The sequence below is a fragment of the Nonomuraea sp. NPDC049750 genome (assembly GCF_040659625.1).
In the GTDB taxonomy this organism is placed as follows: Bacteria; Actinomycetota; Actinomycetes; order Streptosporangiales; family Streptosporangiaceae; genus Nonomuraea.
In genome coordinates this window covers 150,266-174,317 of the sequence record NZ_JBFANB010000001.1, presented here as the reverse complement: position 1 = coordinate 174,317, position 24,052 = coordinate 150,266, and the positions used below count along the sequence as shown (strand labels likewise).

Below are 24,052 nucleotides of genomic sequence, written 5' to 3'. Positions count from 1 at the left end.
TCAGTCCAGTGGAGCCCAGCTCAAAGTGGATGTGATCGATCGTGTTAGATAGCCGGTCGTCTTCGCATCCGGCCTCGTGGCCGGTCTGGCGCGATATATACGTTTTCTTGACGCCCTCACCAGGCGAAACACTCATCTGCCGTCACTAGTGTCGTAGTGCACGATATTGATGGAGGGTGACCGGGATGGTGCTGGCGAAACGGCCGGTCGCTACTGAGGGAACGCTGCGGTCGTGGCTGCTCGAAGGGCTGCAGACCGACCGCAAGCAGATCGAGCACGGCCCGCACGTGAAGCACTCGTGGTGGCGGGTGATGTGCCTGACGGGTGTCGACTACTTCTCCACGCTCGGTTACCAGCCGGGCATCGCCGTGCTGGCGGCCGGACTGCTGTCGCCGCTGGCCACGCTGTTCCTGGTGGCCCTGACGTTGCTGGGCGCGTTGCCGGTCTATCGGCGGGTGGCCGCCGAGAGCCCGTACGGGCAGGGCTCGATTGCGATGCTGGAGAGGCTCGCCCCGCAGTGGTGGGGCAAGTTCTTCGTGCTGGCCCTGCTCGGGTTCGCCGCGACCGACTTCGTGATCACGATGACGCTGTCGGCCGCCGACGCCACCGCGCACCTGCTGGAGAACCCGTTCATGCCCGACTTCCTGGCCGGGCAGCGGGTGATCGTCACGCTGGTGCTGCTGGCCCTGCTCGGCGGGGTGTTCCTGATGGGGTTCACCGAGGCGATCGCCATCGCCGTCCCGCTCGTCTTCGTCTATCTGGGACTGAACGCGGTGGTGGTGGCGACCGGGATCGTGCACGTACTCCAGGCGCCACGGCTGGTGTGGGACTGGGAGAGCGCGCTGAGCGTGAGTTACAGCAGCCCGCTGGCGATGATCGGGCTGTCGCTGCTGGTGATGCCCAAGCTCGCGCTGGGAATGTCCGGGTTCGAGACCGGCGTGGCGGTGATGCCGGTGATCAAGGGCGGCATCGAGGAGCGGATCGCCGGCACCAGGCGGATGCTCACCACCGCGGCATTGATCATGAGCGTTTTCCTGATCTTCTCCAGCTTCGTGACCACCGTGCTCATCCCGCACGAGGAGTTCGCGGAGGGCGGCAAGGCCAACGGGCGCGCGCTGGCCTACCTGGCCCACGGTTATCTGGGCAACTGGTTCGGCACGGTTTATGACATCAGCACGATCGCGATCCTCTGGTTCGCCGGGGCGTCGGCGATGGCGGGCCTGATCAACCTGGTGCCGCGTTACCTGCCCCGGTACGGCATGGCGCCGGAGTGGACCGGGGCCGTGCGGCCCCTCGTGCTGGTCTTCTCCGCCATCGCGTTCGCCATCACGATCATCTTCGACGCCGACGTCGACGCCCAGGGCGGCGCCTACGCCACCGGTGTGCTGGTGCTCATGCTGTCGGCGGCGGTCGCCGTGACGCTGTCGGCCAGGAAGAAACGCCAGCACGCGGCGACGGCCGGGTTCGGCGTGATCTCGGCGGTGCTGGCGTACACGCTGATCGACAACGTCTTCGAGCGGCCGGACGGTGTGAAGATCGCCTCATTCTTCATCGCCGCCATCGTCAGCCTGTCGGTGATCTCGCGGGCGACGCGCTCCACGGAGCTGCGTGTCATCGACGTGCACCTGGACTCGCTGGCCGAGGAGTTCGTCAACGAGGCGTGCGGCGACATCCATGTGATCGCGAACGAGCCGCAGCAGCGCGACCAGGCCGAGTACAACGACAAGCTGCGCGAGACGTGGATCACCCACCGGCTGCGCAGCAACGAGCCGGTCCTGTTCGTCGAGGTGACGGTGCCGGACGCCTCGGAGTTCGAGACCGAGCTGTACGTCCAGGGCGAGGAGCGGTACGGCCACAAGGTCCTGAAGATCGAGAGCTCGGCGGTGCCGAACGCGCTGGCCGCGCTCCTGCTGTACCTGCGGGACCGGACCGGCGGCGTACCCCACATCTACTTCCACTGGACCGAGGGCAACCCGGTCGTGGCGATGCTGCGTTACCTGGTCTTCGGCGGCGGCGACGTGCCGCCCCTCACCCGCGAGGTCCTCCGCAAGGCGGAGTCCGACCCGGTACGCAGACCGCACGTCCACGTGGGCTGAACCGCTTTACTTCACCGGGGAGCAGAGGGCGGCGTCGAAGGCGGCGAAGAGGTGCCGGTCGTCCTTCGGGGTGCCCGTGACGTACACGGTCGCCGCCCGGCCCGCCCGGTTCCGCCCGCTGAGCACCCGCACGCCCGGCAGACCGCCGTCGTGCATGAGGGCGAGGCCGCAGCTCAGCGGGTAGGCGTACAGCCCCAGGCCGTAGCGGCTGCCCGCCGGGTCGGTGGCGGGGACCGTGCCGGTGAGCATGGTCCGCAGGGTCCGCTGGGGGATGGCCTGCCAGAACCGGTTCAGGTCCGCCGGCGTGGAGACCAGCCCGCCGCCCGCCCCGAAGCCGTAGCCGGGCAGCTGGGTGATGTCCGTCTCGCCGCCCTTCGGGTCCATCGGGTTCACGCCGTAGTTGTGTGCGTGCTCGCCACGGATGTCCAGCTCGCCGTTCTTGGGCCAGTACGTACCGGGCAGGCCGCGCAGCACGGTGTCCTCGGTGACCCGGCGGAAGTCCTTGCCCGTCACCTTCTCGATGAGCATGCCCGCGACCAGGAAGTTGGTGTTGGAGTAAAACCAGCGCTCGCCGGGCTCGCCCACGGGTTCGCGGGTCATCGCCAGCGCGAGGTGGTCGGCGGGGATCGCGGGCTTGGTCCAGTCGACCAGGTCGAAGTACTCGGGCAGGCCGCTGGTGTGCAGCAGGAGTTGGCGGACGGTGATCGGCCGGCCGTCGAGTGAGCCGGGCAGGTAGTGCTCGACCCGCTCGTCCAGGTCCACCTTGCCCTCGGCCGCCAGGCACAGCACGGTCACCGCGATGACCGGTTTGGTCACGCTGGCCACGCGGAACCGTCCGTCGGCGCCGACCATCGGCTTGCCGGTGCCACGCTGGGCCGTGCCGGAGGTCCACGTGGTGGTGCGGCCGTTCGCGTCGCGCACCGAGACCACCGCGCCGGTCAGGCCATCCTGTTTGGTCAGCCGGTCGACCTGCTGCTGGACGCCTTCAGTGGTGGCGACGGCGGCCATGGCCGGAGAGGCGGCGCTCAGGAGCACGACGGCGGCCGCGGCTGCTGCGAGGTACTTCCGCATTTTGGACATCTCCTCTTTATCTGGGGTGATGTCCTAATCCTTGGGTCTGTGGCCTTCAAGATCAGTCAGGTTGCCGGGCTACTTGTGGGTAGGGCCCGCACTACTCCAGGGGGCGGAACGCCTTGAGTGTCAGCTCCACCAGGGCGTCGGCGTACTCGGGTGTGAGCGGCCCGGAACGGTGCAGCCAGCGCTGGTAGAGAGGGGCGTAGAGCAGTTCGAGCGCCAGGTCGAGGTCGGCGTCCACGGCGAACTGGCCCGCCCGCTGCGCACTGCGCAGCCGCTCCTTCTTGGCCTCGTCGACGGGGCCGGCCAGCTTCTCGCGGTATTGGGCGGCGAGCTTCGGATCGTGGATGATCTCCGTGTTGAGCGCCCTGATCGGCGCCTCGAAGGCCGGATCGGCGAACTCGGCGACGGTCGCCCGCATGACCATCTTCAGGTCGGCCTCGATGTCGCCCGTGTCGGGCAGCGCCAAGCCCTCGGCTCCCTCGCTGAGCGTCAGGAAGGAGTCGAAGATCACCGCGCCCTTGCCCGGCCACCACCGGTAGATCGTCTGCTTGCCCACCCCCGCCCGCGCGGCGATGGCCTCGATCGTGACCTTCGCGTACCCCACCTCGGTGACGAGCTCGCGCGCCGCGTCGAGGATCGCCTGGCGCGACCGTTCGTTGCGGCGGCCGGGGTCCGGCTGCTTGGCGTTGGACATGCGGGTGAGGATAGCAGTAAGGCGAGACGAGACGTTCCGTCTTGACGGAATGGATGAGATCGGGCAAGCTGTGCGTCGCAGCGAGACGAACCGTCTCGTCTTGAAGTCGAGGAGGTGGGGCCTGTGACGAGCACCCGAGTGTGGTTCATCACCGGGGCGTCCCGGGGCCTGGGCCGAGCGTTCGCGGAGGCGGCGCTGGCTGCCGGAGACCGGGTCGTGGCGGCGGCGCGCAACGTCGATCCGCTCGCGGAGCTGGCCGAGGAGCATCCGGGCCGCCTCCTACGCCTGGTGATGGACGTCTCCGACCGCGCGGCGGTGCGGGACGGCGTGGACCGGGCGGCGGCGGCCTTCGGGCGCCTCGACGTCGTGGTCAACAACGCCGGCGGGTTCCTGTTCGGCATGCTGGAGGAGGCCACCGAGGAGCAGATCAGGGCGCACTTCGACGTCAACTTCTTCGGCGCGATCTGGGTGGCCCAGGCCGTGGTCCCCCACCTGCGCAAGCAGGGCTCCGGGCACATCCTGCAGGTCACCTCGATGGGCTCCGGCGGGGGATTCGCCTCGGTCGGCCTGTACGCGGCGGGCAAGTCGGCCCTCGACTCGGTCAGCCAGGCGCTGGCGATGGAGGTCGAGCCGTTCGGGATCAAGGTCACGATCGTTCAGCCGGGCGGGTACGACACCGGACTGTTCACGGTCGGCACCACGGTGACTGAGCACCTTCCCGAGTACGAGCCCCTTCGGACGAAGCTGGCCGAAATGTGGGGCGAGGACGCCGGACCCGCTCCGAGCACGGCGGCGCCCGTCATCATGGAGCTGGTCGATCTTCCGGAGCCGCCGCTGCGGCTGATCGTCGGTGGCCACTCCTTCGACCTCGTGCAGCAGATGGACCAGGCTCGTACGGAGGTGTACCGCGCCTGGGAGCACCTCAGCCGCAAGGCGCCGGGCTGAACGGCCGATGAGCAGCGATAAATGGCCGAAAATCCGTATATGAGACGGCCCATCCTGGGCCAGGCCGACAGCGTACGCTGCTCTGCATGCGCAGACGGGTGATCGACGACCGGTTCGAGCTGGTGGAACGGCTCGGCGGCGGCGGCATGGGCCTGGTGTGGCGGGCCTGGGACGTGGCCCTGCACCGGGAGGTCGCCCTCAAGGAGGTCCGCCCGCCCGACCCGGACATGGACGAGCGCGACCCCGAGGCCGCCCGCGAGCTGCGGGCCAGGGTGCTCCGTGAGGCCCGCGCCCTGGCCCGGCTCAACCACCCGCACGTCGTGACCATCCACCACATCGTGGACCACGGCGACAGCGGCTATCCGTGGCTCGTCATGGAGTTGGTCTCCGGTGGATCGCTCCAGGAACGCCTCGAACGCGGCCCGATGACACCGCACGAGACCGCCCGCCTCGGCCGCGAGATCCTCTCCGCGCTGCGGGCCGCGCACGCCGTCGGCATCCAGCACCGCGACGTCAAGCCCGCCAACGTCCTGCTGCGGCCGGACGGCCGGTCGGTGCTGACCGACTTCGGCATCGCCGCGGTACGCGAGTCCACCAGCCTGACCGCGACCGGCTCGTTCATCGGCTCGCCCGAGTACATCGCGCCGGAACGCATCAACGGCTACGAGGGCGACCCGTCCTCGGATCTGTGGTCGCTGGGGATGCTGCTGTACGTCGCTGTCGAAGGCCGCCATCCGTTGCGCCGGGCCACCACGCTGGCGACGCTGGCCGCGGTGCTCAACCAGGACGTGCCGCCGCCGCAGCGGGCCGGAGCGCTCGGTCCCGTGCTCGGCTACGTGCTCACGCGCGACGTGGCCGCCCGGCCCGACGCCGAGACGCTGGACCGCATGCTCGCCTCGGTGATCGAGGCCCCCGCGTCGATGCCGCTCGCGCCGCCGGCCTGGGCCCCGGGCCCACCGCTCCCGCAGCCGCCCATGGGCCCACAGCCGACGGGCGGCTCGCCCTACCCACAGGCGACCGGCGGCTCGCCGTACCCGCAGCAGACAGGCGGCTCGCCGTACCCGCACTCGCCTTTAGGCCCGCACTCACCTATGGGCCCGCAGCCGCCCATGGGCTCGCGGCCCACCGGCCCGCAGTACGCCCAGGTGAACACCAGCCCGCCGCTCCCGCGCTCGGTCACCGGCGCCACCCGCCGATCGAAGCGCGGCGCGCACCCGGCCATGATCGCGGTGTCCGCCGCCGTGGTCGTGGTGGTCGGCGTGCTGGTGTGGACGTTCCTGCCCCCGATACTGAACGGCGACGCTGCCGACGACCCGCGCTCCACCGGGTCCGGGGAGCCGACCAGCACCGCCACCAAGTCCGGGCGGAAGCCCAAGACCACGCCCAAGGCCACGCCCGAGGCCACCGAGACGGCCGCCGCCGACCCGGGCAACCTGCTGGCCCCGGCCGGGATCCGGGCCGCGATCGCCAAGCTGAAGCCGGCGATAGGCGGCACCAAGGTCATCAGAATGGTGATCTACCCCGAGTACGCGAGCGTCCAGGCGCCGGTCAAGGGCGAGAAGGGCGTCTACGAAAACTTCATGTACCGCGACGGCACCGTCTCTCAGCAGCTCGGAGGCAGCACCACGGATGAGGATCCGGTAGACCTGACCAAGTTCAATTGGGACGCCCTGCCCGCCCTGCTCCGCAAGGCGGACCAGGCTCTGGGCGTCCGCAAGCCCACCACCCACTACATCGTCGTGGACCCCGCCTACGAGTTCGTGGGTGCCCGCGAGTCGCTGCTCGTCTATGTGAGCGACAAGTACAACCGGACGGGCTACCTGGTGGCCAACACCAAGGGGAAGGTGATCAGGACCAATCCGGCGTGAGCGCGATGTCCCGCTGCCGCCGCAGCGGTGAGAACACCAGCCAGAGCACCGCGAGCCACGAGCAGGTCACCGCGACCGCCAGGGTCGTGCGGGCGCCGAGCCACGCGCCAAGGGTGCCCGCCAGCAGGCCGCCGAACGGCATGGCGCCGCGAATCAGCCATCTGATGCTCGCGTTCATCCGGCCGAGCAGTTCGGGCGGGCAGATCGACTGCCGGTAGGTGATCTGCAGCACGTTGTACGCGACGGTGGACAGGCGCGAGGCGAACAGCCCCGCCGCCACGGCCAGCACTCCCCAGCCGGGCCCGCCGAGCGGGATGAGCAGCGTGAACCCGCCGAGACACAGCTTGCCCGCCCATAACGCCCTGGCCGGACCCACCCACCTCGCGAACGACGTGGCGAGCACGCCGCCCACGATCCCACCGGCACTGCCCAGCCCCAGCACCAGTCCGAGCGTGGCGGGATCGGCGCCGAGGTCGCCGAGCACGAAGACGACCACAAGAGTGGTGATCATGGCGTCGCAGAGATTGGAGATCGCGCTGCACGCCACGACGCGCCGCAGCACCGGGTGCCCCAGAACGAAGGTGATCCCCTCGGCCGCCGCCTCGCGCATGCGCCAGGGCTCGCGGTCGGCGGGCCGTGGTTCGGGGGTGCGGATCAGCAGCAGGGACGCGATGCCGATCACGTACGAGAGGCAGTCCACGACCATCACCCGAGCCGCTGTGTGCAGCAGCGTCATCAGGCCGCCCGCCAGGGAGGGGCCGACGGCGAGGGCCACCGCGTTGGTCGTGGCGATCTTGCCGTTGCCCTCGATGAGCCGCCGCCGCGGCAGCAGGACCGGCAGGTAGCTCTGGCAGGCGATCTCGAAGACGACGTTGATCGAGCCCACGAGGAAGGCCATCGCGTACAGGTGGCTGATCGTCAGATGGCCCAGCGCCGCCGCGACCGGGATCGAGGCCACCACCGCCCCCCGCGCCACGCCGCAGCCGATCATCAGCGGGCGCTTGGCCACGCGGTCGACGATCATCCCGGCGGGCAGCGTCATGACCAGCCAGGCGGCCGTGGCGCAGGCGGTCAGCACCCCCACCTCGAAGGTGGTGGCGCGGAGCATGGTGACGGCCACGAGGGGGACCGCCAGCGTCGTCACCGCCGCGCCCAGGTCGCTGATGCTCTGCCCGGTCCAGAAGAGCATGAAGTCGCGATTCTTGAGGAGTGTGCCGTCCTGTTCGGATGCCTGCCGGTTGATGGTCACGTAATCGACCGTACGGAAATCATGCTGGCTTACCCCGGGCTGACACGTGGTCCGTCATCCTCTACCCAGAGCGGAAGGGGTGCTGGTCGTGACGGAGCCCGACGGTCCTGCCGTGCGCCCATGGAACCGGCTGGGGCTCCGGATGCGGCTCACGCTCCTGTACGGCGGCTCGTTCTTCGTCGCCGGATCGCTGCTGCTCTGGTCGACGTACCTGATCACGGGGCAGGCCCTGGAGCAGCAGTTCCCCGCGAAGGCCATGAGGGTCGTCGGCGAGCGGGCCGGGCCCGTGCAGGAGGGCGCCGTCAAGAGCGACATGGTCTTCGAGAAGGTGAACGTCCAGCAGCGGGCGGACGGCGTGCTCGACGAGATGCTGCGGTCCTCGGTGGTGATCATGATCGTGATCGGGATCATCGCGTTCGTGCTCGGCTATCTGATGGCTGATCGGGCGTTGCGGCCGTTGGATCGGGTGACGGAGACGGCGCGGCGGTTGTCGGAGAGTACGTTGCATGAGCGGATCGGGTTGCGGGGTCCGCAGGATGAGGTCAAGCGGTTGGCCGATACGTTCGATGCGATGTTGGATCGGTTGCATCGGGTGTTCGAGGCGCAGCGGCGGTTCATCGGTAATGCTTCGCATGAGTTGCGGACGCCGTTGGCGATCAATCGCACGATTTTGGAGGTGTCGCTGGAGGAGCCGGCGGCCTCGCCGGACCTGAAGGCGCTGGCTCGTGCGTTGCTGGGGACCAACGCGCGTTATGAGCGGTTGATCGAGGGGTTGCTGCTGCTGGCCCAGTCGGAGCAGGAGCTCGCCATCCGTAAGAGCGTCGACGTACGCCAGGTGATCCGGGCCGTGGAGGAGCAGCTCGACCTGCAACCCCGCAAGCGGCCGGTCACCCTGCACCAGGACTTGAGCGCCGCCCTCGCGATGGGCGACCCGCTGTTCCTGGAGCGTTGCGTGTTCAACCTGCTGGAGAACGCGATCAAGTACAACGTCCGCGGGGGTGAGGTGTGGTTGCGCCTGCGGCAGGAGGGTGACGAGGCGGTGGTCGTGGTGGAGAACACCGGGCCGCAGGTCTCGCCGTACGAGGTGGACGACCTGTTCGAGCCGTTCCGCCGGCTGCAGGGCGACCGGGTGCGGTCGGCACGCGGCGCGGGGCTGGGACTGTCGATCGTACGGGCCATCGTCGACGCGCACGGCGGCACGGTCACCGCCGAGGCGCGGCCGGAGGGCGGTCTCACCGTCACCATGCGGCTGCCCCGGCTGGAGCGCCGAGCAGCCCTGCGAGCCTGAGCAGAGATAACGGGCTGTGCGCGTACGTACATTTTCCGATGCGTTGTATGCCCTCTATGTCTACTGTCTGCCGCATCGAGCGCCGTCCAAGCAAGGTAGGTTCATGCGCGCGCTGACCGTACTCCTCTCCACCGTCCTGGTTTCCGCGACCCTGGCGGCTCCCGCGACCGGTCTCGCCGCCACGAAACCCGCGGCGGCCACGACGGACGTCGTCTATCAACGGGCCGACTTCGCCTCCGGTACGCCCGAAGGGACGGCCATCGGCGAGGGCCTGTCGTTCGCCGCCGCGGTCGGCACCACCACCTACACCGACGCGCTCGGCACCAAGAGCTGGGAGTACGCCCGCTGGACCGGCCCGGAGCGGCCGATCGGCTTCGCCGCCACCGAGCTCATCGCCTCCTGGACCGCCGACCTCCCGGCGGGCAGCTGGCTGCAGGTCGAGGCGCGCACCCGGCACACGGCCGGGCTGAGCAAGTGGTACGTGCTCGGCCGCTGGGCGTACGGAGAGGGCGACATCCGCCGCACCTCGGTGCCCGGGCAGGCCGACGCCGACGGCACCGTCTCCGTGGATACGTTCGTCGCGGCGGCGGACAAGCAGATCAGCGCCTACCAGCTGCGCCTCACCCTGTACCGGACGCCCGGCTCCGCCGTGACGCCGACCGTACGGACGCTGGGCGCGATGGTCTCGAACGTGCCCGAGCGCAAGACCGTGCCGGTCAGCCCCGGCGGCGGCGCGTGGGGCACCGAGCTGGCCGTCCCACGTCGTTCCCAGAACGTGCACGAGGGCCACTACCCGGAATGGGACGGCGGCGGTCAGGCGTGGTGCAGCCCGACCTCGACCACGATGGTCCTGGGCTACTGGGACAAGTGGCCGAGCGCGGAAGACACCTCCTGGGTGGATCCGTCCGATCCCGACCCTGAGGTCGACTACGCCGCCCGCTACGCCTACGACCACGCCTACCAGGGCGCGGGCAACTGGCCGTTCAACACCGCCTACGCCGGTCGCTACGGCATGGACGGGTTCGTCACCCGCCTGCGGACGCTGACCGAGCTGGAGAAGCTGATCAGCGCCGGAATCCCGGTCATCACCTCGCAGTCGTTCAAGAAGGGCGAGCTGCCGGGGGCAGGGTACGGCACCAACGGGCACATCATGGTGATCGTCGGCTTCACCGCCGAGGGTGACGTGATCGCCAACGACCCCGCATCCGCCGATGACGACGCCGTGCGGCACGTCTATCCGCGGGCCGCGTTCGAGAACGTCTGGCTGCGCAGCTCCAGCAGCGGCGGCATCGTGTACGTCATCCACCCGCCCGGCCGCGCCCTGCCCGCGACCACGCCGGGACTGCCCGCCAACTGGTGACGCTCAGGATGCTCCCCGGTAGCGGTCGAGGGCGGCGCGGGCCTGCGTGGTGATCGTGTCGATCACCACGCCCGCCGGCTCGATCGAGTCGACCAGGCCCACGCCCTCGCCCGCGAGCAGCGCCATCTCCTCCAGGTCGCCGGTCGTCAGGCCGCGCATCGGGACCAGGAAGGAGAACTTGTGCATCTCCACCGGCTCTCCGTTGACCACCGTGTGCCCGATGACCTCCAGCCCCGAGGTGTCGCGCGGCACCTCGTCCGCCCGGTCGTGCCACTCGCGGACGACCCGGTTACGTAGCACCCGCGTCGGATTGAACGCCGGATGCTCCGGGCCGAAAACCGGCGTGCGCGCGGTGTCGGTGCCCCTTGCTGTCACCAGCCGGCTCTTGTAGCCCTCGTGCGCCGCCGACTCGGTCGTGGCCACCAGCCGCGTACCGATCCAGGCGCCGTCGGCCCCGAGCATGAGCGCGGCGGCCAGCCCCCGGCCGTCCGCGATCCCGCCGGCCGCCAGGACCAGCGCCGGGGCGATCGCGTCGACCACCAGCGGGACCAGCGCGAACGTCGGCAGGGTCGCGTAATTGTGCCCGCCCGCCTCCAGCCCCTGCGCCACCACGACGTCCACCCCGTCGTCCACCGCCCGCTTGGCGTCGTCCACCGAGCCGACCTGCTCGAAGACGCGTACGCCCGCACCGTGCAACTGGCCGATCCAGCTCTTCGGCGGATGCCCCCAGTGGAACGACGCCACCGCGACGCCGGCCGCGCAGACGGCGTCGATCTGCTCGGGCTTGGCGAAGGGGGTGACGAAGTTGACGTTGAACGGCCCGGTCGTGCCGGCCCGTACCGCTTCGATGGTCTCGACCATGGCGGCGGTCGGCATCAGTCCCACCCCGAGCGACCCCAGCGCGCCGGCGTCGCTCACCGCGATGGCCAGCTCCGGCAGCATCCCGGCGAACGCCATGCCGGCCTGCGCGATCGGGGTGGTCAGACCGTACGCCTCGGTGAAGCGTGTCCGCAGTTCCATATGGGCGCCTTTCCCCTGTGTAGCTATATCTCCTGACAAAGGGGCGTTCCATGCCGTTCCAACTGAACACATCCGACCTATTGACTCGCCTGACCGTCGGTGGTCATATCGAGAAATATTAGGAAAGTTTGTTAACGAGCGCACGTCACAGGGAGCTGCGCCATGTCCAGAACGGCGCCTGTCTTAGCCGTACTCGCCCTCCTGGCGACGATATTGATCGGAGGTGTAGCACAGGCAGCAACCAACCGATACGAGGCGGAGGCCGCCACGATCTCCAAGGGCGTCCTGGAGACCACCCACACGGGTTTCTCCGGCACCGGCTACGTCAACGGCGACAACGTCTCGGGCAGTTACCTGGAGTTCGCCGTCACCGCCCCCTCGGACGGCAGCGCGACCCTCGACCTGCGCTACGCGAACGGCACCACCACCAACCGCCCCGCCACCATCGCGGTCAACGGCACGGCGATCGCCACCGGCCACGCGTTCACCAGCACGGGCACCTGGGACACCTGGACCACCGCAACGCTCACCGCGACGCTGCGCGCGGGCGCCAACACGGTCCGGGTCACCGCGACCACCGCCAACGGCAACCCCAACCTGGACTTCCTCGACGTCACCCCCTCCAGCACCCAGGACATCGCCTACCAGGCGGAGAGCGCCGTACTCTCCCAGGCGGCGGTGGCCACCAACCACACCGGCTTCACCGGCACCGGCTTCGTCGACTACGTCAACACCACCGGCGGCTACGTCGAGTGGACCGTGAACGCACCCGAGGCGGCCACCGCGACGCTGACCCTGCGCTACGCCAACGGCACGAAGGAGAACCGCCCACTGGACATCTCGGTCAACGGCACCGTGGTCGCGGCCGGCAAGGCGTTCAGCCCCACGGCGAACTGGGACACCTGGGTCGACCTCCCCATCACCGCCCAGCTCAACGCCGGGGCGAACACGGTCAGGGCGACCGCCACGGCCGCCACCGGCGGGCCCAACCTCGACAAGCTCACCGTCTCCGGGCCCATCGACTCCCACCCGCCCACGGCCCCCGGCCAGCCGAGCCAGACGGCCATCACCTCGTCGAGCGTCACGGTGACCTGGGCGGCCTCGGCCGATGACGTGGGCATCGCCTCCTACGACCTGTTCGGCGATGGGAGGCCATGCGGCACCGTCTCGGGACAGACCACCACGGGCACCTGTACGGGCCTGAGCGCCGACACCGACCACGCCATCCACGTCGTCGCGCGAGACGCGGCCGGCAACGCCTCCCCACCGAGCCCCGATCTCACCGTCCACACTCCTGTCGCGCAGAACCCGTACGGCGACCCGTACCTGGTCCCCATGTTCGACGGCACCACGCTGAACGGCTGGACCCCGCACGCCGCGGCCGGCTGGACCGTACGCGACAACGCCATCCACGGCACGGGTACGGCAGGCAGAGGCTGGATCTACTACAACAAGCAGCAGACCGGCACGTTCCGCTGGATCTTCAGCGTCCGGCAGGTGTCCGGCGACCACGCGCCGACCGTGCTGATCTGGGGGACTACCACGCCGATCAGGGACGCCCTCAGCGCCATCCAGTTCCAGCCGCCCAACGGCGGCCACTGGGACTACCGCCCCGGTCACAACAACGGCGGCGGCAGCCTGTTCACCCAGTTCCCGCACACCAAGTGGGACATCCACAACTGGAGCCAGTGCGAGCTCGTGGCCAACCAGAGCACCGGCGAGGCGAAGATGGCCTGCTGCCCGATCACGGCGGGCACGCCCACGTGTACGGCGGTCAAGGTGCTGGCCTTCAAGGACACCACCGCCGGGCAGACCGGCCCGCTGGCCATCCAGATCCACAACAGCGGCATCCAGGACGAATACCGTGACCTCTACCTGGAGTCCCCGGTGGTGGTGAACCCGGACGGCTTCATCACGACGGGCTGACCGGACGGGATCCCCGGCTTCCCGATGATCTCGGGAGGCCGGGGACCTGATCCCGAGCCCTGGGGCCCCTACCTCGGGCGGCGGCCCTTCGCTCGGGTCAGCACGATGATCGCCCCGGCCACGGCGGCGAGGAGCGCCACGCCGCCGACCGCCCACGGCAGGCCGCCGCTCCCGGAGTCCGTGGGTGCGGGTTCGGAGGGTGCGGCGGCGGCCTTGGCGGCGCGGAAGACCACGTCGGAGCAGGAGTAATAGGTGTCTGGCGTGTCGGAGTTCTGCCAGATCGTGTAGATCAGGTGACGGCCGCTCTTGCCTGCGGGCAGCCGCCCTTTCATGACATACGAGCCGTCCGCCAGTGCCGGATCGGTCACCTTGAGGAAGGGCTGCTTCTCCAGGTCGGACCACTTGAGGGCGCGAGACGGGTCGTAGCCGTCCGCCGTGACGTACAGCCGGAAGGTCCCCTGGTGCGGGATCGTGCCGCGATACCTGAAGGTGAACCCCGCCCCAGCCGTCAGCTTGGTGGCGGGCCAGTCGGCACGGGCGAGGTCGAGGCCGCCGAAGCCCTCGATGCCGCCGCTGCACAGCTTCCCGTCCGGGATCACCTCGCGGTCCCGGCCCGCGACGTCCGCCACCCTGAGGTTGTCCCACTCGTCGGGCAGTTCCGTACCGCTCACCGCCAGGGCGGCCGTACAGGCAGGGGACTTCTTCGTCAGCGGGCTGTCGGTGCCGCAAGCCGCCGCCCGGCTGAGCGGGTTCTCCAGCGCCCCATGGGCGCCGGCCGGTGCGGCGGGCAGCAGCGGGCCGCCGGCGAGCAGGCCGAGCGCGACGACGGCCCCGCCCACGATCCGGCGACGACGCACGCCCACGTGGCAGACCTCCTCGGCTCGCGACACCCGTCCTGCGTAGAGGTACGGACCTCCGGCCGCACAGGTTCACCCGAGCGGCTGCCCGTACCCGGAGAGAGCCGCGATCGGCTATCCGGACTCGGCGGAGAACCGGTAGAACTCCTGGAGGACCCGCGCGGCGGCGTCCTCGCCGACCTCGGGACACACGTACCCGCCGGCCGCGATGTGCGCGCACAGCTCCGGGTCCGGCCGCAGGTGGTGGGCGCGCAGGTAGTAGGTGACCGTGTCGGTCCAGACGTACGTCCCGTCGGTGCGGAAGCTCAGCGGCACCACCTCGCCGCGCGCCGGCTCGACCCGGTCCACGTCCAGTCCGGTGGTGCCCAGGATCGGCGTGCCCGCCTCCAGGTAGCCGGCCAGCCGTTCGCGCTCCTCCGGGCTGTCCACCAGCGGATGACCGGGCTCGAAGTACGGAACCCCGTCCAGGACGCCGTCGAACACCCGAGCGACCATGATCATGGCCTGTTCCCCTCCGGACGAATGGACGGCTGCCAGCCGATGATCGCATAGCGGCTGATGAGCTGCTCGGTCACCTCAGGAACCGCCGAAGTGGTGGACGGGCTCATGGGTCAACGGCACGTCACCGGTCGCGTGGTCGCCGATCTGGTACAGGCGGTCGAGCACCTCGTCGTGCCACGCCTGGCGACCCAGCCGCTCGAACTCCGGCCGCAGCGCCTGGATCCGCTCGGTGAACAGGTCGATGTCCTCGCGGGTGAGCTGGTTGTCGATCCACTCGCCGTCGTCGTCCATGTAGTGCCAGGCGAAGTCGTTCTGGGCGTACTCGATCTTGTCGAGGCCGAACGAGAAGGACCTGCTGAGGTCGATCCCGCCCACCCCGTCCCTCCCGTGCGCGAGCCAGTTGCCGCCCCTGCGGTCGGTGTTGCCGACCAGGGCGTCGAGCAGACCGAGCCGCCTTCCCCCCGTACTTTCGTAGAAGGGCAACATCTCGCCCCTGATCTCGGACCGGTCCACGCCGTCCATGAACTGCATGTAGACCGCGTCCCGGTTGAACGGATCCCTGATGACGTGCGGTACGGGGGCGCCGACCATCCGCCCGACGAGGGAGGCGAGCAGGTCTTTTTTCACCGTGACATGCCCATAGAGATGAAGTTTCCGGATCAGGACGGTGCCGTCGCGGAACCGGACCGTCTGCACCACTCCATGCTGGCCACCGGCCAGGAACTTGGGCTGCGGCTTCTCCTGCTCCAGCTTCGCCTTCAGCGTCTCCTCGTTGAGCGCCCCCGGCGGCAGCTCGGGGCTCGGCCGGGCCATGTCCGCCGGGACGGCCGGCTGCTGGTGCGGCTGCTCCGGCCGGGTGTGGTGCCACTGGCCGTCGTCGCGGAAGATCGGCCGGCCGTCGGGGCGGTACTGGGGGATGCTCCCGGTGTGCGCCTGCCGGTCGGCGCCGATGTAGACCAGCTTGTCGGCGGCGATGACCTCCCGGCCGGTGAGGTCGGCGAGTTGCCGCACCGCGACGCGATTCAGGTCGAGGTCGCAGCCCAGGAGGCGCAGCTTGGCGGTGGGGTCGGCCCGCACGGCCGGGTCGTGGGCGAGCATCGTGCCCACGTCGCGGCTCGACAGCCGCTCGTCACCGATGTAGAACCCGTGGCGGTCGGTGCGGATGCCCACGTCGATGACGCCGGGCGTCTGCCGCAGCAGTCGCATGTCCGCGCTGGGCATGACCGCCCGGCCCGGGTCCCGGTACCAGACGCCCGCGGCGACCTCGTGCCTGCTCTGCCGGATGATCTCCCGGTGCCTGGGCGTGAGCACCGGCACGGCCGTTCCGCCGCCGCCGGTTTCGGCCCGTCCGGTCCCCTCGGGCGGCGGCCGGCCCGGACCGTCGTGCGGGTCCTGGCCGAAGTGGTACGCGGGCGCCCGCTGATCAGCCGGACGCCCCGTGCCCTCCAGCCGGGCACCCTCCGCCCGCGTGCCCTCCAGCCGGGTGCCGTCCAGTCGCGGCGCCTCTCCCAGGCGCGGCATGCGCAGGCCGTCGGCGACGCGCGGGCCCGCGTAGCCCGCTCTGCCGTCGATGCCGCCCACGAAGCCCGCCACCGCCGCCTTGGCCAGCACCTCCGGAGTGAGCTGACCGCTCTCGTAGAGCATGGGGATCGAGCCGATCACCGAGGCCACGCTGCTCTGGGTCGCCACTCCGCCCACGGTCTGGGTCAGGAACGCGGCCACCCGCTCGCGCGCCGTCAGCTCCTCCTTCAGCACGACGCCGCCCAGCAGTCGCGGACCGCCGACCTTGGCGATGATCCCGCCCAGCCCGGCGAACGCCAGCCCGGTCAGCAGCCCGCCCTCCACCGCCGCGGCCGTCTTGCCGCCGTCCCATTCGTGCCGCTTCCCCTCGGCGAACTGCCAGAGCTGGGTGCCGCCGTCCAGTCCGACCATGAACGCGATGCTCAGCAGCAGCAGCTTGGCGATCGTCCGGACGTTCAGTCTGGCCATCGAGCAGGCGGGCCCGATGGACAGGAACGAGGCACCGCCCGTGGCGGGCCCGAACGCGTAGGACCGCAGCAGCAGGAAGGCCAGCAGGATCAGGCAGAGCGCGATGTACTTCTGCGTGTAGTCGGTGTCCAGGCCGTATGACTCAAGCTGTTTCGCCGCCGCCTCACAGGCCTTGGCCAGCTCCTCCACGTACGCGGGATCGTCGGTGGTGAACTTCTCCCAGTAGCCGCACAGCGCGGTGGCCGCCGGGCCGACGGCGTAGGCCAGCACGTGGTTGAGCGCTTCGTCCCCCTGGCCGCCCGCTGTGCGGCACATCCCGGCCGCACCGCGCAGGTCGGCGGCTCGCGCCAGGCTCTCCTCGCCGTCGCCCTGCGGGTAGTCCATGCCGACGACCCAGCCGAGTACCGGTTCCACGTACGGGAACGCGGGGCCGAGCAGGGTCTTCAGATCCACGCCTCAGACCTGCGGATACAGGTGATTGGCCCGCTCGTAGTTGCGGGCCGCCGTGTCGACCTGCTCCGTCAGGTCGTCGACGCTCTTCGCGCCCTGGTGGAAGTCCTCAAGGAGGTCTTCGAGGGTGCCGGTGAACCGGGCGGCGAACTGCCGGCCGTACTGGTCCTGTCCCCACGGGGCGCTGTCGAGCACGGACCGCACGACCCCCCTCGCCTCACGCAGGGTGGCGGCGGGAGCGCACCAGTCCGTGCCCGCCCGGCGCATCTGGCCCCAGGCGACGTCGAACCCCTGCGCCCACTCGCTCATCGACTCTCCCCGCGCTGGAGTGGCGTGTCCGGCAGCAGCCGGTCAAGGTCGAACTCGCCGCCGAACAGCTGCTCGGCCGACATCCCCTCGGGCACGAGCGGCGCCATCAGCTTCCGCGACTCCTCGGCGACCCGCGCGTTGGCATCGGTGATCTGGTCGAGGACCGCCTGGGCCAGCTCCGACGGGGAGAACCGGGTGTAGACGCGGGGATGGAAGACGACCTCGTCGATCCGGCCCTGCGGACCCGCCGTCACGGTCACGTTGCCGTCGGAGACCGTGGCCGTGACCTCCCGGAGCTGGGCGTGTGTCTCCCGGACCTGGCTGACTTGCCTGCCGAACTCCGCCACCAGACCCTCGATGGCAGCCTGCAAGTCATCGTGCATTCAGCATCCCTTCACTACCGAGACCCCCATAGTCCCATATGTCACACGAAATCGCAGGAAACCGCCCAGCAACACTCTTGTATTATTAATAAAATACGAATAATGTCTCCCCTCAACCGGAACCCGCAGGTCAGGCGTTCCGTTCGAAGGGAGTCAGCATGGGATCGAAGATTCCCAGGGGCCCGGCTGGGAGTGTCAAGGGATCAACTACCACTGGTTGAATCTAGTGGTTTGCTCTCGCGGTCCCGTCTGGGTGAGGGGAGGCCGGTAGCGTGTGGCTGGTTGATGGCAGCCCAGCCCGCTATGCCGCGTGTGGCGATGTTGCGGGCTGCGATGTGGTCGGCGTGCCCAGCGAGGCCACACCTGGTGCAGACGAACCGTCCCCGCGCGGGTCGATTCGCCCGGCTGATGTACCCGCAGTCCGGGCAGGTCTGGGAGGTGTAGGCGGGGTCGACCAGGATGAAGGCGATCCCGGCGCGGGCGGCCTTGTAGCGGGTGAAGGTGATCTGCTGGGCGAAGGCCCAGGTGTGCAGGGTGCGCCGCTGGAGCCGGTGAGCCCTTACCCGGCTGCGGATGCCCTGAAGGTCCTCCAGGGCGATGCCGCGGCCGGTGCGTTCGGCTTCGCGCACCACATATTTGCTGATTTGGTGGTTGAGGTCGGTCATCATCCGGTGTTCACGCCCGGACAGGCGGCGCAGCACCCGCCGCGCCGCCGACGTGCCCTTCTTCTGCAACCGGCGGCGTTGCCGGTGCCGCCGCTCCCGCAGGGTGCGGACGTGGCCATTACCGCCGATCGGGCCGGGCAGCTCGGTGCCGGGCAGCGCCACACCGTCGGAGGTGACCGCCAGGTTCGCCACCCCTTGATCAACCCCCACGAAGCCGCCGACCGGCTCACGCACCACCGGTCGGGGCAGGGTGAGGGCGACCTGCAGCAGCCACACCCCGCGCCGGCAGATCAGATCGGCCTCACCCACCGGCAGCACATCCACGGCTTTGAGGTCATCTGGCCGACCGGTGTAGGACACGGCGACGCGGCCGGTGGGCGTCCACAACGACACGGTCCGGGCATCACGATTCCAGCTCATCAGCCGGGCGTCGTAGGGGACGGCGCCGTGCGGGCGGAAGATGTGGGCGCGTTTCTTGCTGGCGCGCCGGTTGGCGTAGGCGCCGGCGACGCGGGCGATCGCCCGCACGGCCGCTTGCGCGCCCAGCCCGGCCACCTGCCCGCGCACCTCGTAGTAGGCCAGCCGGTGCAGCTCCACTACCGCGAACGTGCGGTGCTGCCAGGCCAGGCGGGAGACGAGGGTGGCCGCCTGATTGCACAACAGCACCGCCGCCGCCAGCGCCCCAGCCTGGGCCGGCGCGGGTGTGAGCCGCAGTTGCACGATCGAGGGCAGGCCGTGGAGTTTGGTGGTGGAGCGGCGGATCGCCATCGCGCACCTCCTGTCACAACGTCCTCACCCACCGCTCACATTACCGAACGTGACCGATAGTTTCCATACTGTTTTCGAAAGGAGGGGTGGCGCTTCCTCCCGGCCCTGAAGGACCGGGTCTCCGCGCCACCATTCAGATGAAGCACGACCGAGTACATTTCGGCGCCGACTACAACCCCGAGCAGTGGTCGCCGGAGGTCTGGCGCGAGGACATCCGCCTCATGCGCGAGGCGGGCGTCACCATCGTCACGTTCGGCGTCTTCTCCTGGGGCCTCGTCGAGCCCGAGCCGGGGGTCTACGACTTCGGCTGGCTGGACGAGGTCATGGACCTGCTTGGCGACGCGGGCATCGAGGTCAGCCTGGCCACGGGCACCGCGTCGCCGCCTGCCTGGCTGTCGCGCCTGCATCCCGAGACGTTGCCGGTCACCCGCGACGGCGTGCGCCTGTCGCCGGGCTCGCGCCAGCACTACTGCCCCAGCTCCCCCGTCTACCGCGAGGCGGCCGTGAATCTGGCCGTCCAGCTGGCCAAGAGGTACGGCGGGCATCCCGCGCTGGCCATCTGGCACGTCGGCAACGAGTACGGCTGCCACATCCAGGAGTGCTACTGCGAGGTCTCCGCAGCGGACTTCCGTACCTGGCTGCGCGAGCGCTACGGCGACCTCGACGCGCTGAACGCCGCCTGGTCCACCACGTTCTGGAGCCAGCGGGTCGCCGACTGGGCCGACGTGCTGCCGCCCCGCGCGACCCCGACCCTGCGCAATCCCGCGCAGGATCTCGACTACCGCCGCTTCAGCTCCGACGCGCTGCTGGCCTGCTACCGGGCCGAGCGGGAGGTGCTCCAGCAGCTGACCCCCGACGTGCCGATCACCACGAACATCATGGGCATGTGGGAGCCGGTCGCCGACTACGCCTCCTGGGCGGCCGACTTCGACGTGGTGGCGCTCGACATCTACCCCGAGCCGAAGGACCCCGGCGCGCACATCGACGCGGCCTTCTTCCACGACCAGATGCGCTCCCTGGGCGGCGGCCGGCCCTACCTGATGATGGAGACCGCGACCAGCGCGATCAGCTACCGCCCGCCGAACCGGCCGAAGCGGGACGGACTGAACCGGCTGTGGAGCCACCAGGCGGTGGCGCGCGGCGCCGACGCGGTCATGTACTTCCAGTGGCGGGCCTCGGCGGGCGGCGCGGAGAAGTTCCACTCCGCGATCGTCTCCCACGGCGGCGCGGACAACCGGATCTTCCGCGAGGTGGCCGGGCTAGGCGCCGAGCTGGCGGCGCTGTCCGGCATCGCGGGCTCGCGGGTGCGCGCCGACGTGGCGATCGTGCACGACTACGCCAACTGGTGGGCGCTGGAGCTGGACGCCCGGCCGGGCGAGCTGAAGGTACCCGAGCGGGTACGCGCCCACTACGCGCCGCTCTGGCGGGAGAACGTCACGGTCGACGTGGTGACCCCCGAGGCGGACCTGTCGGCGTACAAGCTGGTCGTGGTGCCGAACCTCTACCTGTGCACCGACGCGGCGGCCGACAACCTGCGCGGCTATGTCGAGGGCGGCGGGCACCTGCTGATGTCGTTCTTCAGCGGGATCGTCGACGAGTGCGACCGTATCCGGCTGGGCGGCTACCCCGGTGCCTTCCGGGAGCTGCTCGGGCTGCAGGTGGAGGAGTTCTGGCCGCTGAGTGAGGGCGAGAGTGTGGGCCTGACCTCGGGCGGGAGCGCGGACCTGTGGGCCGACCACGTCGTGCCGGAAGGTGCCGAGGTCCTGGCCGCCTACACCGGCGGCCCGCTGGCCGGGTCGCCGGCGATCACCCGGCACGCCTTCGGCCTGGGCACCGCCACCTACCTCGGCACGCGCCCCGACGAGACGGCCATGCGTGAGCTCGTCCGCGACGCACTGCGGCTGGCGGAGGTCGAGCCCGTCCTCCAGGGGGTGCCCGACGGGGTGGAGGCCGTACGGCGTGGGACGCACCTGTTCCTGCTCAACTACGGTGACCGGCCTGTGAGCGTGGCCGGGGTGGAGCTGGCTCCCCATGATGTCGTCGTACTGGCAGGGTCATGAACGGGCGTTTCGCGGGCCGGACGGCCGTCGTGACCGGCGGCGCGTCGGGGATCGGCGCCGCGACGGCGGCGCGGCTGACCGCTGAGGGCGCGTCCGTCCTGGTCGTCGACGTCGTCGCGGAACCGCCGCGGACAGGCGCCGGCTACCTGCGCGGCGACGTGGCCGAGGAGGAGACCTGGGACCGGGTCGCCGAGTGGGGGCCGATCGACGTGATCGTCAGCAACGCGGCCGCCGCCGAGGTGGCGCCCGCCCACCAGACCACGCTGGAGTCGTGGAACCGGCAGCTCGGCGTCAACCTGACCGGCACCTTCCTGGCCGCCCGCAGGCTGCTGCCCGGCCTGGCCACCAGGGGCGGCGCCATGGTGGTCACCTCCTCCGTGCACGCGCTCGTCGGCCTGCCAGGACACCCCGCCTACGCCGCTGCCAAGGGCGGACTGACCGCGCTCACCCGGCAGCTGGCGGTCGAGTACGGCCCCGCCGTCCGCGTCAACTGCGTCCTGCCCGGCCCGATCATGACGCCCGCCTGGGACCGGGTGGACGAGGCGGGCCGGGCGGACAGTGTCAAGGCCACCGTGCTCGACCGGTTCGGCACGCCCGAGGAGGTGGCCGCGGTGATCGCCTTCCTGGCCTCGCCGGAAGCCTCGTTCGTCACGGGAGCCTGCGTGGTCGTGGACGGCGGCTGGAGCATCGTGAAGGACTCGGAGTGATGGCCGCCTACAGCGGGCGCGGGCTCCACGGGCAGACGGTCGAGGCCATCGCCTCGATGATCTTCGGCGGGGAGTTCAAGGCGGGCGACAGTCTCGACGTCAACGCCCTGCAGGAACGGCTCGGCGTCAGCTCGACGGCGCTGCGCGAGGCGATGAAGGTCCTCACCGCCAAGGGACTCATCGCGGCCAAACCCAAGCTCGGCACCTATGTACGCCCGCGCGCCGACTGGAACCTCCTCGACGGCGACGTGATCCGATGGAAGTTCGCCGGGCGCCCCGACCCGGGCTTCCTGCGCGACCTGCACGAGCTGCGCTCGATCGTCGAGCCCCAGGTCGCCCGGCTGGCCGCGCTGCGCCGTACCCCCGAACAGCTTGACGCGCTGCGGAAGGCGCTGGACGCGATGGCGTCCGCCGCCGCCCCCGTCGCGGCCGACCTGGACTTCCACCGGGCGCTGCTCGCGGCGGGCGACAACGAACTGCTCATCCGCATGGAGGTCGTCATGGGCGCGGGCCTGGCCGGGCGCGACCGGCTCGTCCACGGCTCCAGCGGCAGCGACGACCCCGTACCCAGTCATTTGGCGGTGCTGACGGCCATCGAGAGACAGGACGGCGAGGCCGCGGCGGCGGCGATGCGGGACCTGCTCGACAAGGCGTGGCGCGACCTGGAGGAACTGCTGTGAAGATCACCAGGATCGAGACGTTCCCGGTGCCGCCGCGATGGCTGTTCTGCCGAGTGGAGACCGACGAGGGCATCGTCGGCTGGGGCGAACCCGTCGTCGAGGGACGGGCCGAGGTCGTGCGGGCCGCGGTGGACGTACTCAGTGAATATCTCCTCGGTCAGGACCCGCTGCGGATCGAGGACCACTGGCAGGTGCTCACCAAGGGCGGCTTCTACCGGGGCGGCCCCGTGCTGTCCAGCGCCGTCGCGGGGCTCGACCAGGCGCTGTGGGACATCGCCGGCCAGCACTACGGCGCGCCCGTGCACGCCCTGCTCGGCGGGCCGGTCCGCGACAAGGTCAGGGTCTACGCCTGGGTCGGCGGCGACGACCCCGGCGAGCTGCGGGAGGAGATCGACAAGCAGGTCGAGGCCGGGTTCACCGCGGTCAAGATGAACGGCTCGGGCCTGATGCCGCGCTCGCTCACCGTCACCGACCTCGCGTCCGTGGTGGGCCGGGCGGAGGTCGCCAGGTCGGCCCTCGGCCCCGGCCGCGACTTCGCGATCGACCTGCACGGCCGCGCCACGACCGCCAACGCCAGACGTATCCTCGCCGCCGTCGCCGACCTGCAACCGCTGTTCGTGGAGGAGCCACTGGCCCCCGACCACCTGCACCGGCTCCGCGACCTGACCGCCGCGACGGACGTGCCGATCGCGCTCGGCGAGCGCCTCTACTCCCGCACCGACTTCCTGCCGCCGCTGACCTCCGGCCTGGCCGTGGCCCAGCCCGACCTGTCCCACGCGGGCGGCATCTCGGAGGTCAGGCGGATCGCCGCGCTCGCCGAGACGTTCGACGTGCAACTCGCCCCGCACTGCCCGCTCGGCCCGATCGCGCTGGCCGCCAGCCTGCAGATCGGCTTCGCCACGCCCAACTTCCTCATCCAGGAGCAGAGCGTGGGCATCTACCACAACAGCGGCGCCGAACTCCTCGACTACGTCCTCGACCCCGCCCCGTTCACCTTCACCGACGGCCACGCCCACCGCACCACGCTGCCCGGCCTGGGGGTGACCATCGACGAGCAGGCGGTACGGCAGGCCGCCCGCCACCCGCACGCCTGGCGCAACCCGGTCTGGCGGCACGACGACGGCTCGATGGCGGAATGGTGAGGCTGCTTACTCCGCCAT

The 24,052-nt window shown here is 70.3% G+C and carries 20 protein-coding genes; 10 read left to right on the top strand and 10 right to left on the bottom strand.

Translation table 11 applies throughout. From position 1 onward, the window contains the following. The first annotated feature begins 185 nt into the window (after positions 1-185). Positions 186-2,096: an amino acid transporter gene (locus AB0J16_RS00790; RefSeq protein ID WP_358532928.1), complete on the top strand. Its 1,911-nt coding sequence runs from the start codon at positions 186-188 to the stop codon at positions 2,094-2,096. 6 nt (positions 2,097-2,102) lie between these two features. Here the strand turns inward: AB0J16_RS00790 and AB0J16_RS00785 are convergent, their stop codons facing one another. Beyond that, complete coding sequence (locus AB0J16_RS00785; protein ID WP_358532925.1) at positions 2,103-3,167, bottom strand: serine hydrolase domain-containing protein; 1,065 nt, start codon at positions 3,165-3,167, stop codon at positions 2,103-2,105. Positions 3,168-3,267: 100 nt separating this feature from the next. Continuing rightward, on the bottom strand, positions 3,268-3,867 hold the full coding sequence (locus AB0J16_RS00780) for a TetR/AcrR family transcriptional regulator (protein ID WP_358532922.1): 600 nt from the start codon (positions 3,865-3,867) through the stop codon (positions 3,268-3,270). A gap of 123 nt (positions 3,868-3,990) precedes the next feature. Here AB0J16_RS00780 and AB0J16_RS00775 point away from each other — a divergent pair, with 123 nt between their 5' ends. Beyond that, positions 3,991-4,812, top strand: a complete 822-nt coding sequence (locus AB0J16_RS00775; protein WP_358532919.1) for an SDR family NAD(P)-dependent oxidoreductase — start codon at positions 3,991-3,993, stop codon at positions 4,810-4,812. 86 nt (positions 4,813-4,898) lie between these two features. Then, the gene (locus AB0J16_RS00770; protein WP_358532916.1) at positions 4,899-6,680 is read left to right on the top strand and encodes a protein kinase; all 1,782 of its coding nucleotides are present in this window, start codon (positions 4,899-4,901) and stop codon (positions 6,678-6,680) included. Here AB0J16_RS00770 and AB0J16_RS00765 read toward each other — a convergent pair. Beyond that, on the bottom strand, positions 6,661-7,929 hold the full coding sequence (locus AB0J16_RS00765) for an MFS transporter (protein WP_358532913.1): 1,269 nt from the start codon (positions 7,927-7,929) through the stop codon (positions 6,661-6,663). The two genes, AB0J16_RS00770 and AB0J16_RS00765, sit on opposite strands and share 20 nt — an antisense overlap. An 88-nt stretch (positions 7,930-8,017) precedes the next feature. On the opposite strand from AB0J16_RS00765, the gene AB0J16_RS00760 reads away from it, so the two are divergent. Together AB0J16_RS00760 and AB0J16_RS00755 are read left to right on the top strand one after the other, a co-directional pair. Then, on the top strand, positions 8,018-9,217 hold the full coding sequence (locus AB0J16_RS00760) for a HAMP domain-containing sensor histidine kinase (RefSeq protein ID WP_358532910.1): 1,200 nt from the start codon (positions 8,018-8,020) through the stop codon (positions 9,215-9,217). A 103-nt stretch (positions 9,218-9,320) separates the two neighbouring features. After that, the gene (locus AB0J16_RS00755; protein WP_358532907.1) at positions 9,321-10,577 is read left to right on the top strand and encodes a C39 family peptidase; all 1,257 of its coding nucleotides are present in this window, start codon (positions 9,321-9,323) and stop codon (positions 10,575-10,577) included. Between the two features lie 3 nt (positions 10,578-10,580). Here the strand turns inward: AB0J16_RS00755 and AB0J16_RS00750 are convergent, their stop codons facing one another. Continuing rightward, entirely contained in the window at positions 10,581-11,597 is a 1,017-nt protein-coding gene (locus tag AB0J16_RS00750; protein ID WP_358532904.1) for a nitronate monooxygenase, read from the bottom strand. A gap of 162 nt (positions 11,598-11,759) precedes the next feature. On the opposite strand from AB0J16_RS00750, the gene AB0J16_RS00745 reads away from it, so the two are divergent. Next, a complete protein-coding gene (locus tag AB0J16_RS00745; RefSeq protein WP_358532901.1) occupies positions 11,760-13,523 on the top strand; it encodes a CBM35 domain-containing protein in 1,764 nt (587 codons plus the stop codon). A gap of 68 nt (positions 13,524-13,591) precedes the next feature. Here the strand turns inward: AB0J16_RS00745 and AB0J16_RS00740 are convergent, their stop codons facing one another. From AB0J16_RS00740 to AB0J16_RS00715, 6 genes are all read right to left on the bottom strand, one after another. After that, positions 13,592-14,386, bottom strand: coding sequence for a lytic polysaccharide monooxygenase (locus AB0J16_RS00740; RefSeq protein ID WP_358532898.1), 795 nt, complete (start codon positions 14,384-14,386; stop codon positions 13,592-13,594). A 108-nt stretch (positions 14,387-14,494) separates the two neighbouring features. After that, entirely contained in the window at positions 14,495-14,881 is a 387-nt protein-coding gene (locus AB0J16_RS00735) for a hypothetical protein (protein ID WP_358532895.1), read from the bottom strand. Between the two features lie 75 nt (positions 14,882-14,956). Further along, a complete protein-coding gene (locus AB0J16_RS00730; protein ID WP_358532892.1) occupies positions 14,957-17,323 on the bottom strand; it encodes a hypothetical protein in 2,367 nt (788 codons plus the stop codon). 3 nt (positions 17,324-17,326) lie between these two features. Beyond that, the gene (locus AB0J16_RS00725; protein WP_358532889.1) at positions 17,327-17,629 is read right to left on the bottom strand and encodes a hypothetical protein; all 303 of its coding nucleotides are present in this window, start codon (positions 17,627-17,629) and stop codon (positions 17,327-17,329) included. Continuing rightward, positions 17,626-18,012, bottom strand: a complete 387-nt coding sequence (locus AB0J16_RS00720) for a YbaB/EbfC family nucleoid-associated protein (protein ID WP_358532886.1) — start codon at positions 18,010-18,012, stop codon at positions 17,626-17,628. The genes AB0J16_RS00725 and AB0J16_RS00720 overlap by 4 nt, the downstream gene beginning before the upstream one ends. Positions 18,013-18,215: 203 nt before the next feature. Continuing rightward, entirely contained in the window at positions 18,216-19,445 is a 1,230-nt protein-coding gene (locus AB0J16_RS00715; protein WP_358532883.1) for a transposase, read from the bottom strand. Positions 19,446-19,582: 137 nt separating this feature from the next. Between AB0J16_RS00715 and AB0J16_RS00710 the strand changes: the two genes are divergently transcribed. The 4 genes from AB0J16_RS00710 to dgoD are packed head-to-tail and all read left to right on the top strand — an operon-like array spanning position 19,583 to position 24,034. Next, positions 19,583-21,505 carry a beta-galactosidase gene (locus AB0J16_RS00710; protein ID WP_358532880.1) on the top strand — a complete coding sequence of 641 codons (1,923 nt, stop codon included), beginning with the start codon at positions 19,583-19,585 and terminating at the stop codon, positions 21,503-21,505. Beyond that, a complete protein-coding gene (locus AB0J16_RS00705) occupies positions 21,502-22,212 on the top strand; it encodes an SDR family oxidoreductase (protein ID WP_358532877.1) in 711 nt (236 codons plus the stop codon). The genes AB0J16_RS00710 and AB0J16_RS00705 overlap by 4 nt, the downstream gene beginning before the upstream one ends. After that, a complete protein-coding gene (locus AB0J16_RS00700) occupies positions 22,212-22,892 on the top strand; it encodes a FadR/GntR family transcriptional regulator (protein WP_358532874.1) in 681 nt (226 codons plus the stop codon). The genes AB0J16_RS00705 and AB0J16_RS00700 overlap by 1 nt, the downstream gene beginning before the upstream one ends. Then, positions 22,889-24,034, top strand: a complete 1,146-nt coding sequence (gene dgoD, locus AB0J16_RS00695) for a galactonate dehydratase (RefSeq protein WP_358532871.1) — start codon at positions 22,889-22,891, stop codon at positions 24,032-24,034. The genes AB0J16_RS00700 and dgoD overlap by 4 nt, the downstream gene beginning before the upstream one ends. The last annotated feature ends 18 nt before the right edge of the window (positions 24,035-24,052 follow it).

What these genes read in the sequence shown, in the direction of transcription:
- AB0J16_RS00790 (WP_358532928.1), top strand. Translation starts at nt 186, where the DNA reads ATGGTGCTGGCGAAACGGCCGGTCGCTACTGAGGGAACGCTGCGGTCG.
- AB0J16_RS00705 (WP_358532877.1), top strand. Translation starts at nt 21,502, where the DNA reads ATGAACGGGCGTTTCGCGGGCCGGACGGCCGTCGTGACCGGCGGCGCG.
- AB0J16_RS00750 (WP_358532904.1), bottom strand. Translation starts at nt 11,597, where the DNA reads ATGGAACTGCGGACACGCTTCACCGAGGCGTACGGTCTGACCACCCCG.
- AB0J16_RS00710 (WP_358532880.1), top strand. Translation starts at nt 19,583, where the DNA reads ATGAAGCACGACCGAGTACATTTCGGCGCCGACTACAACCCCGAGCAG.
- AB0J16_RS00770 (WP_358532916.1), top strand. Translation starts at nt 4,899, where the DNA reads ATGCGCAGACGGGTGATCGACGACCGGTTCGAGCTGGTGGAACGGCTC.
- AB0J16_RS00720 (WP_358532886.1), bottom strand. Translation starts at nt 18,012, where the DNA reads ATGCACGATGACTTGCAGGCTGCCATCGAGGGTCTGGTGGCGGAGTTC.
- AB0J16_RS00745 (WP_358532901.1), top strand. Translation starts at nt 11,760, where the DNA reads ATGTCCAGAACGGCGCCTGTCTTAGCCGTACTCGCCCTCCTGGCGACG.
- AB0J16_RS00725 (WP_358532889.1), bottom strand. Translation starts at nt 17,629, where the DNA reads ATGAGCGAGTGGGCGCAGGGGTTCGACGTCGCCTGGGGCCAGATGCGC.
- AB0J16_RS00715 (WP_358532883.1), bottom strand. Translation starts at nt 19,445, where the DNA reads ATGGCGATCCGCCGCTCCACCACCAAACTCCACGGCCTGCCCTCGATC.
- AB0J16_RS00735 (WP_358532895.1), bottom strand. Translation starts at nt 14,881, where the DNA reads ATGATCATGGTCGCTCGGGTGTTCGACGGCGTCCTGGACGGGGTTCCG.
- AB0J16_RS00785 (WP_358532925.1), bottom strand. Translation starts at nt 3,167, where the DNA reads ATGCGGAAGTACCTCGCAGCAGCCGCGGCCGCCGTCGTGCTCCTGAGC.
- AB0J16_RS00700 (WP_358532874.1), top strand. Translation starts at nt 22,212, where the DNA reads ATGGCCGCCTACAGCGGGCGCGGGCTCCACGGGCAGACGGTCGAGGCC.
- AB0J16_RS00780 (WP_358532922.1), bottom strand. Translation starts at nt 3,867, where the DNA reads ATGTCCAACGCCAAGCAGCCGGACCCCGGCCGCCGCAACGAACGGTCG.
- AB0J16_RS00755 (WP_358532907.1), top strand. Translation starts at nt 9,321, where the DNA reads ATGCGCGCGCTGACCGTACTCCTCTCCACCGTCCTGGTTTCCGCGACC.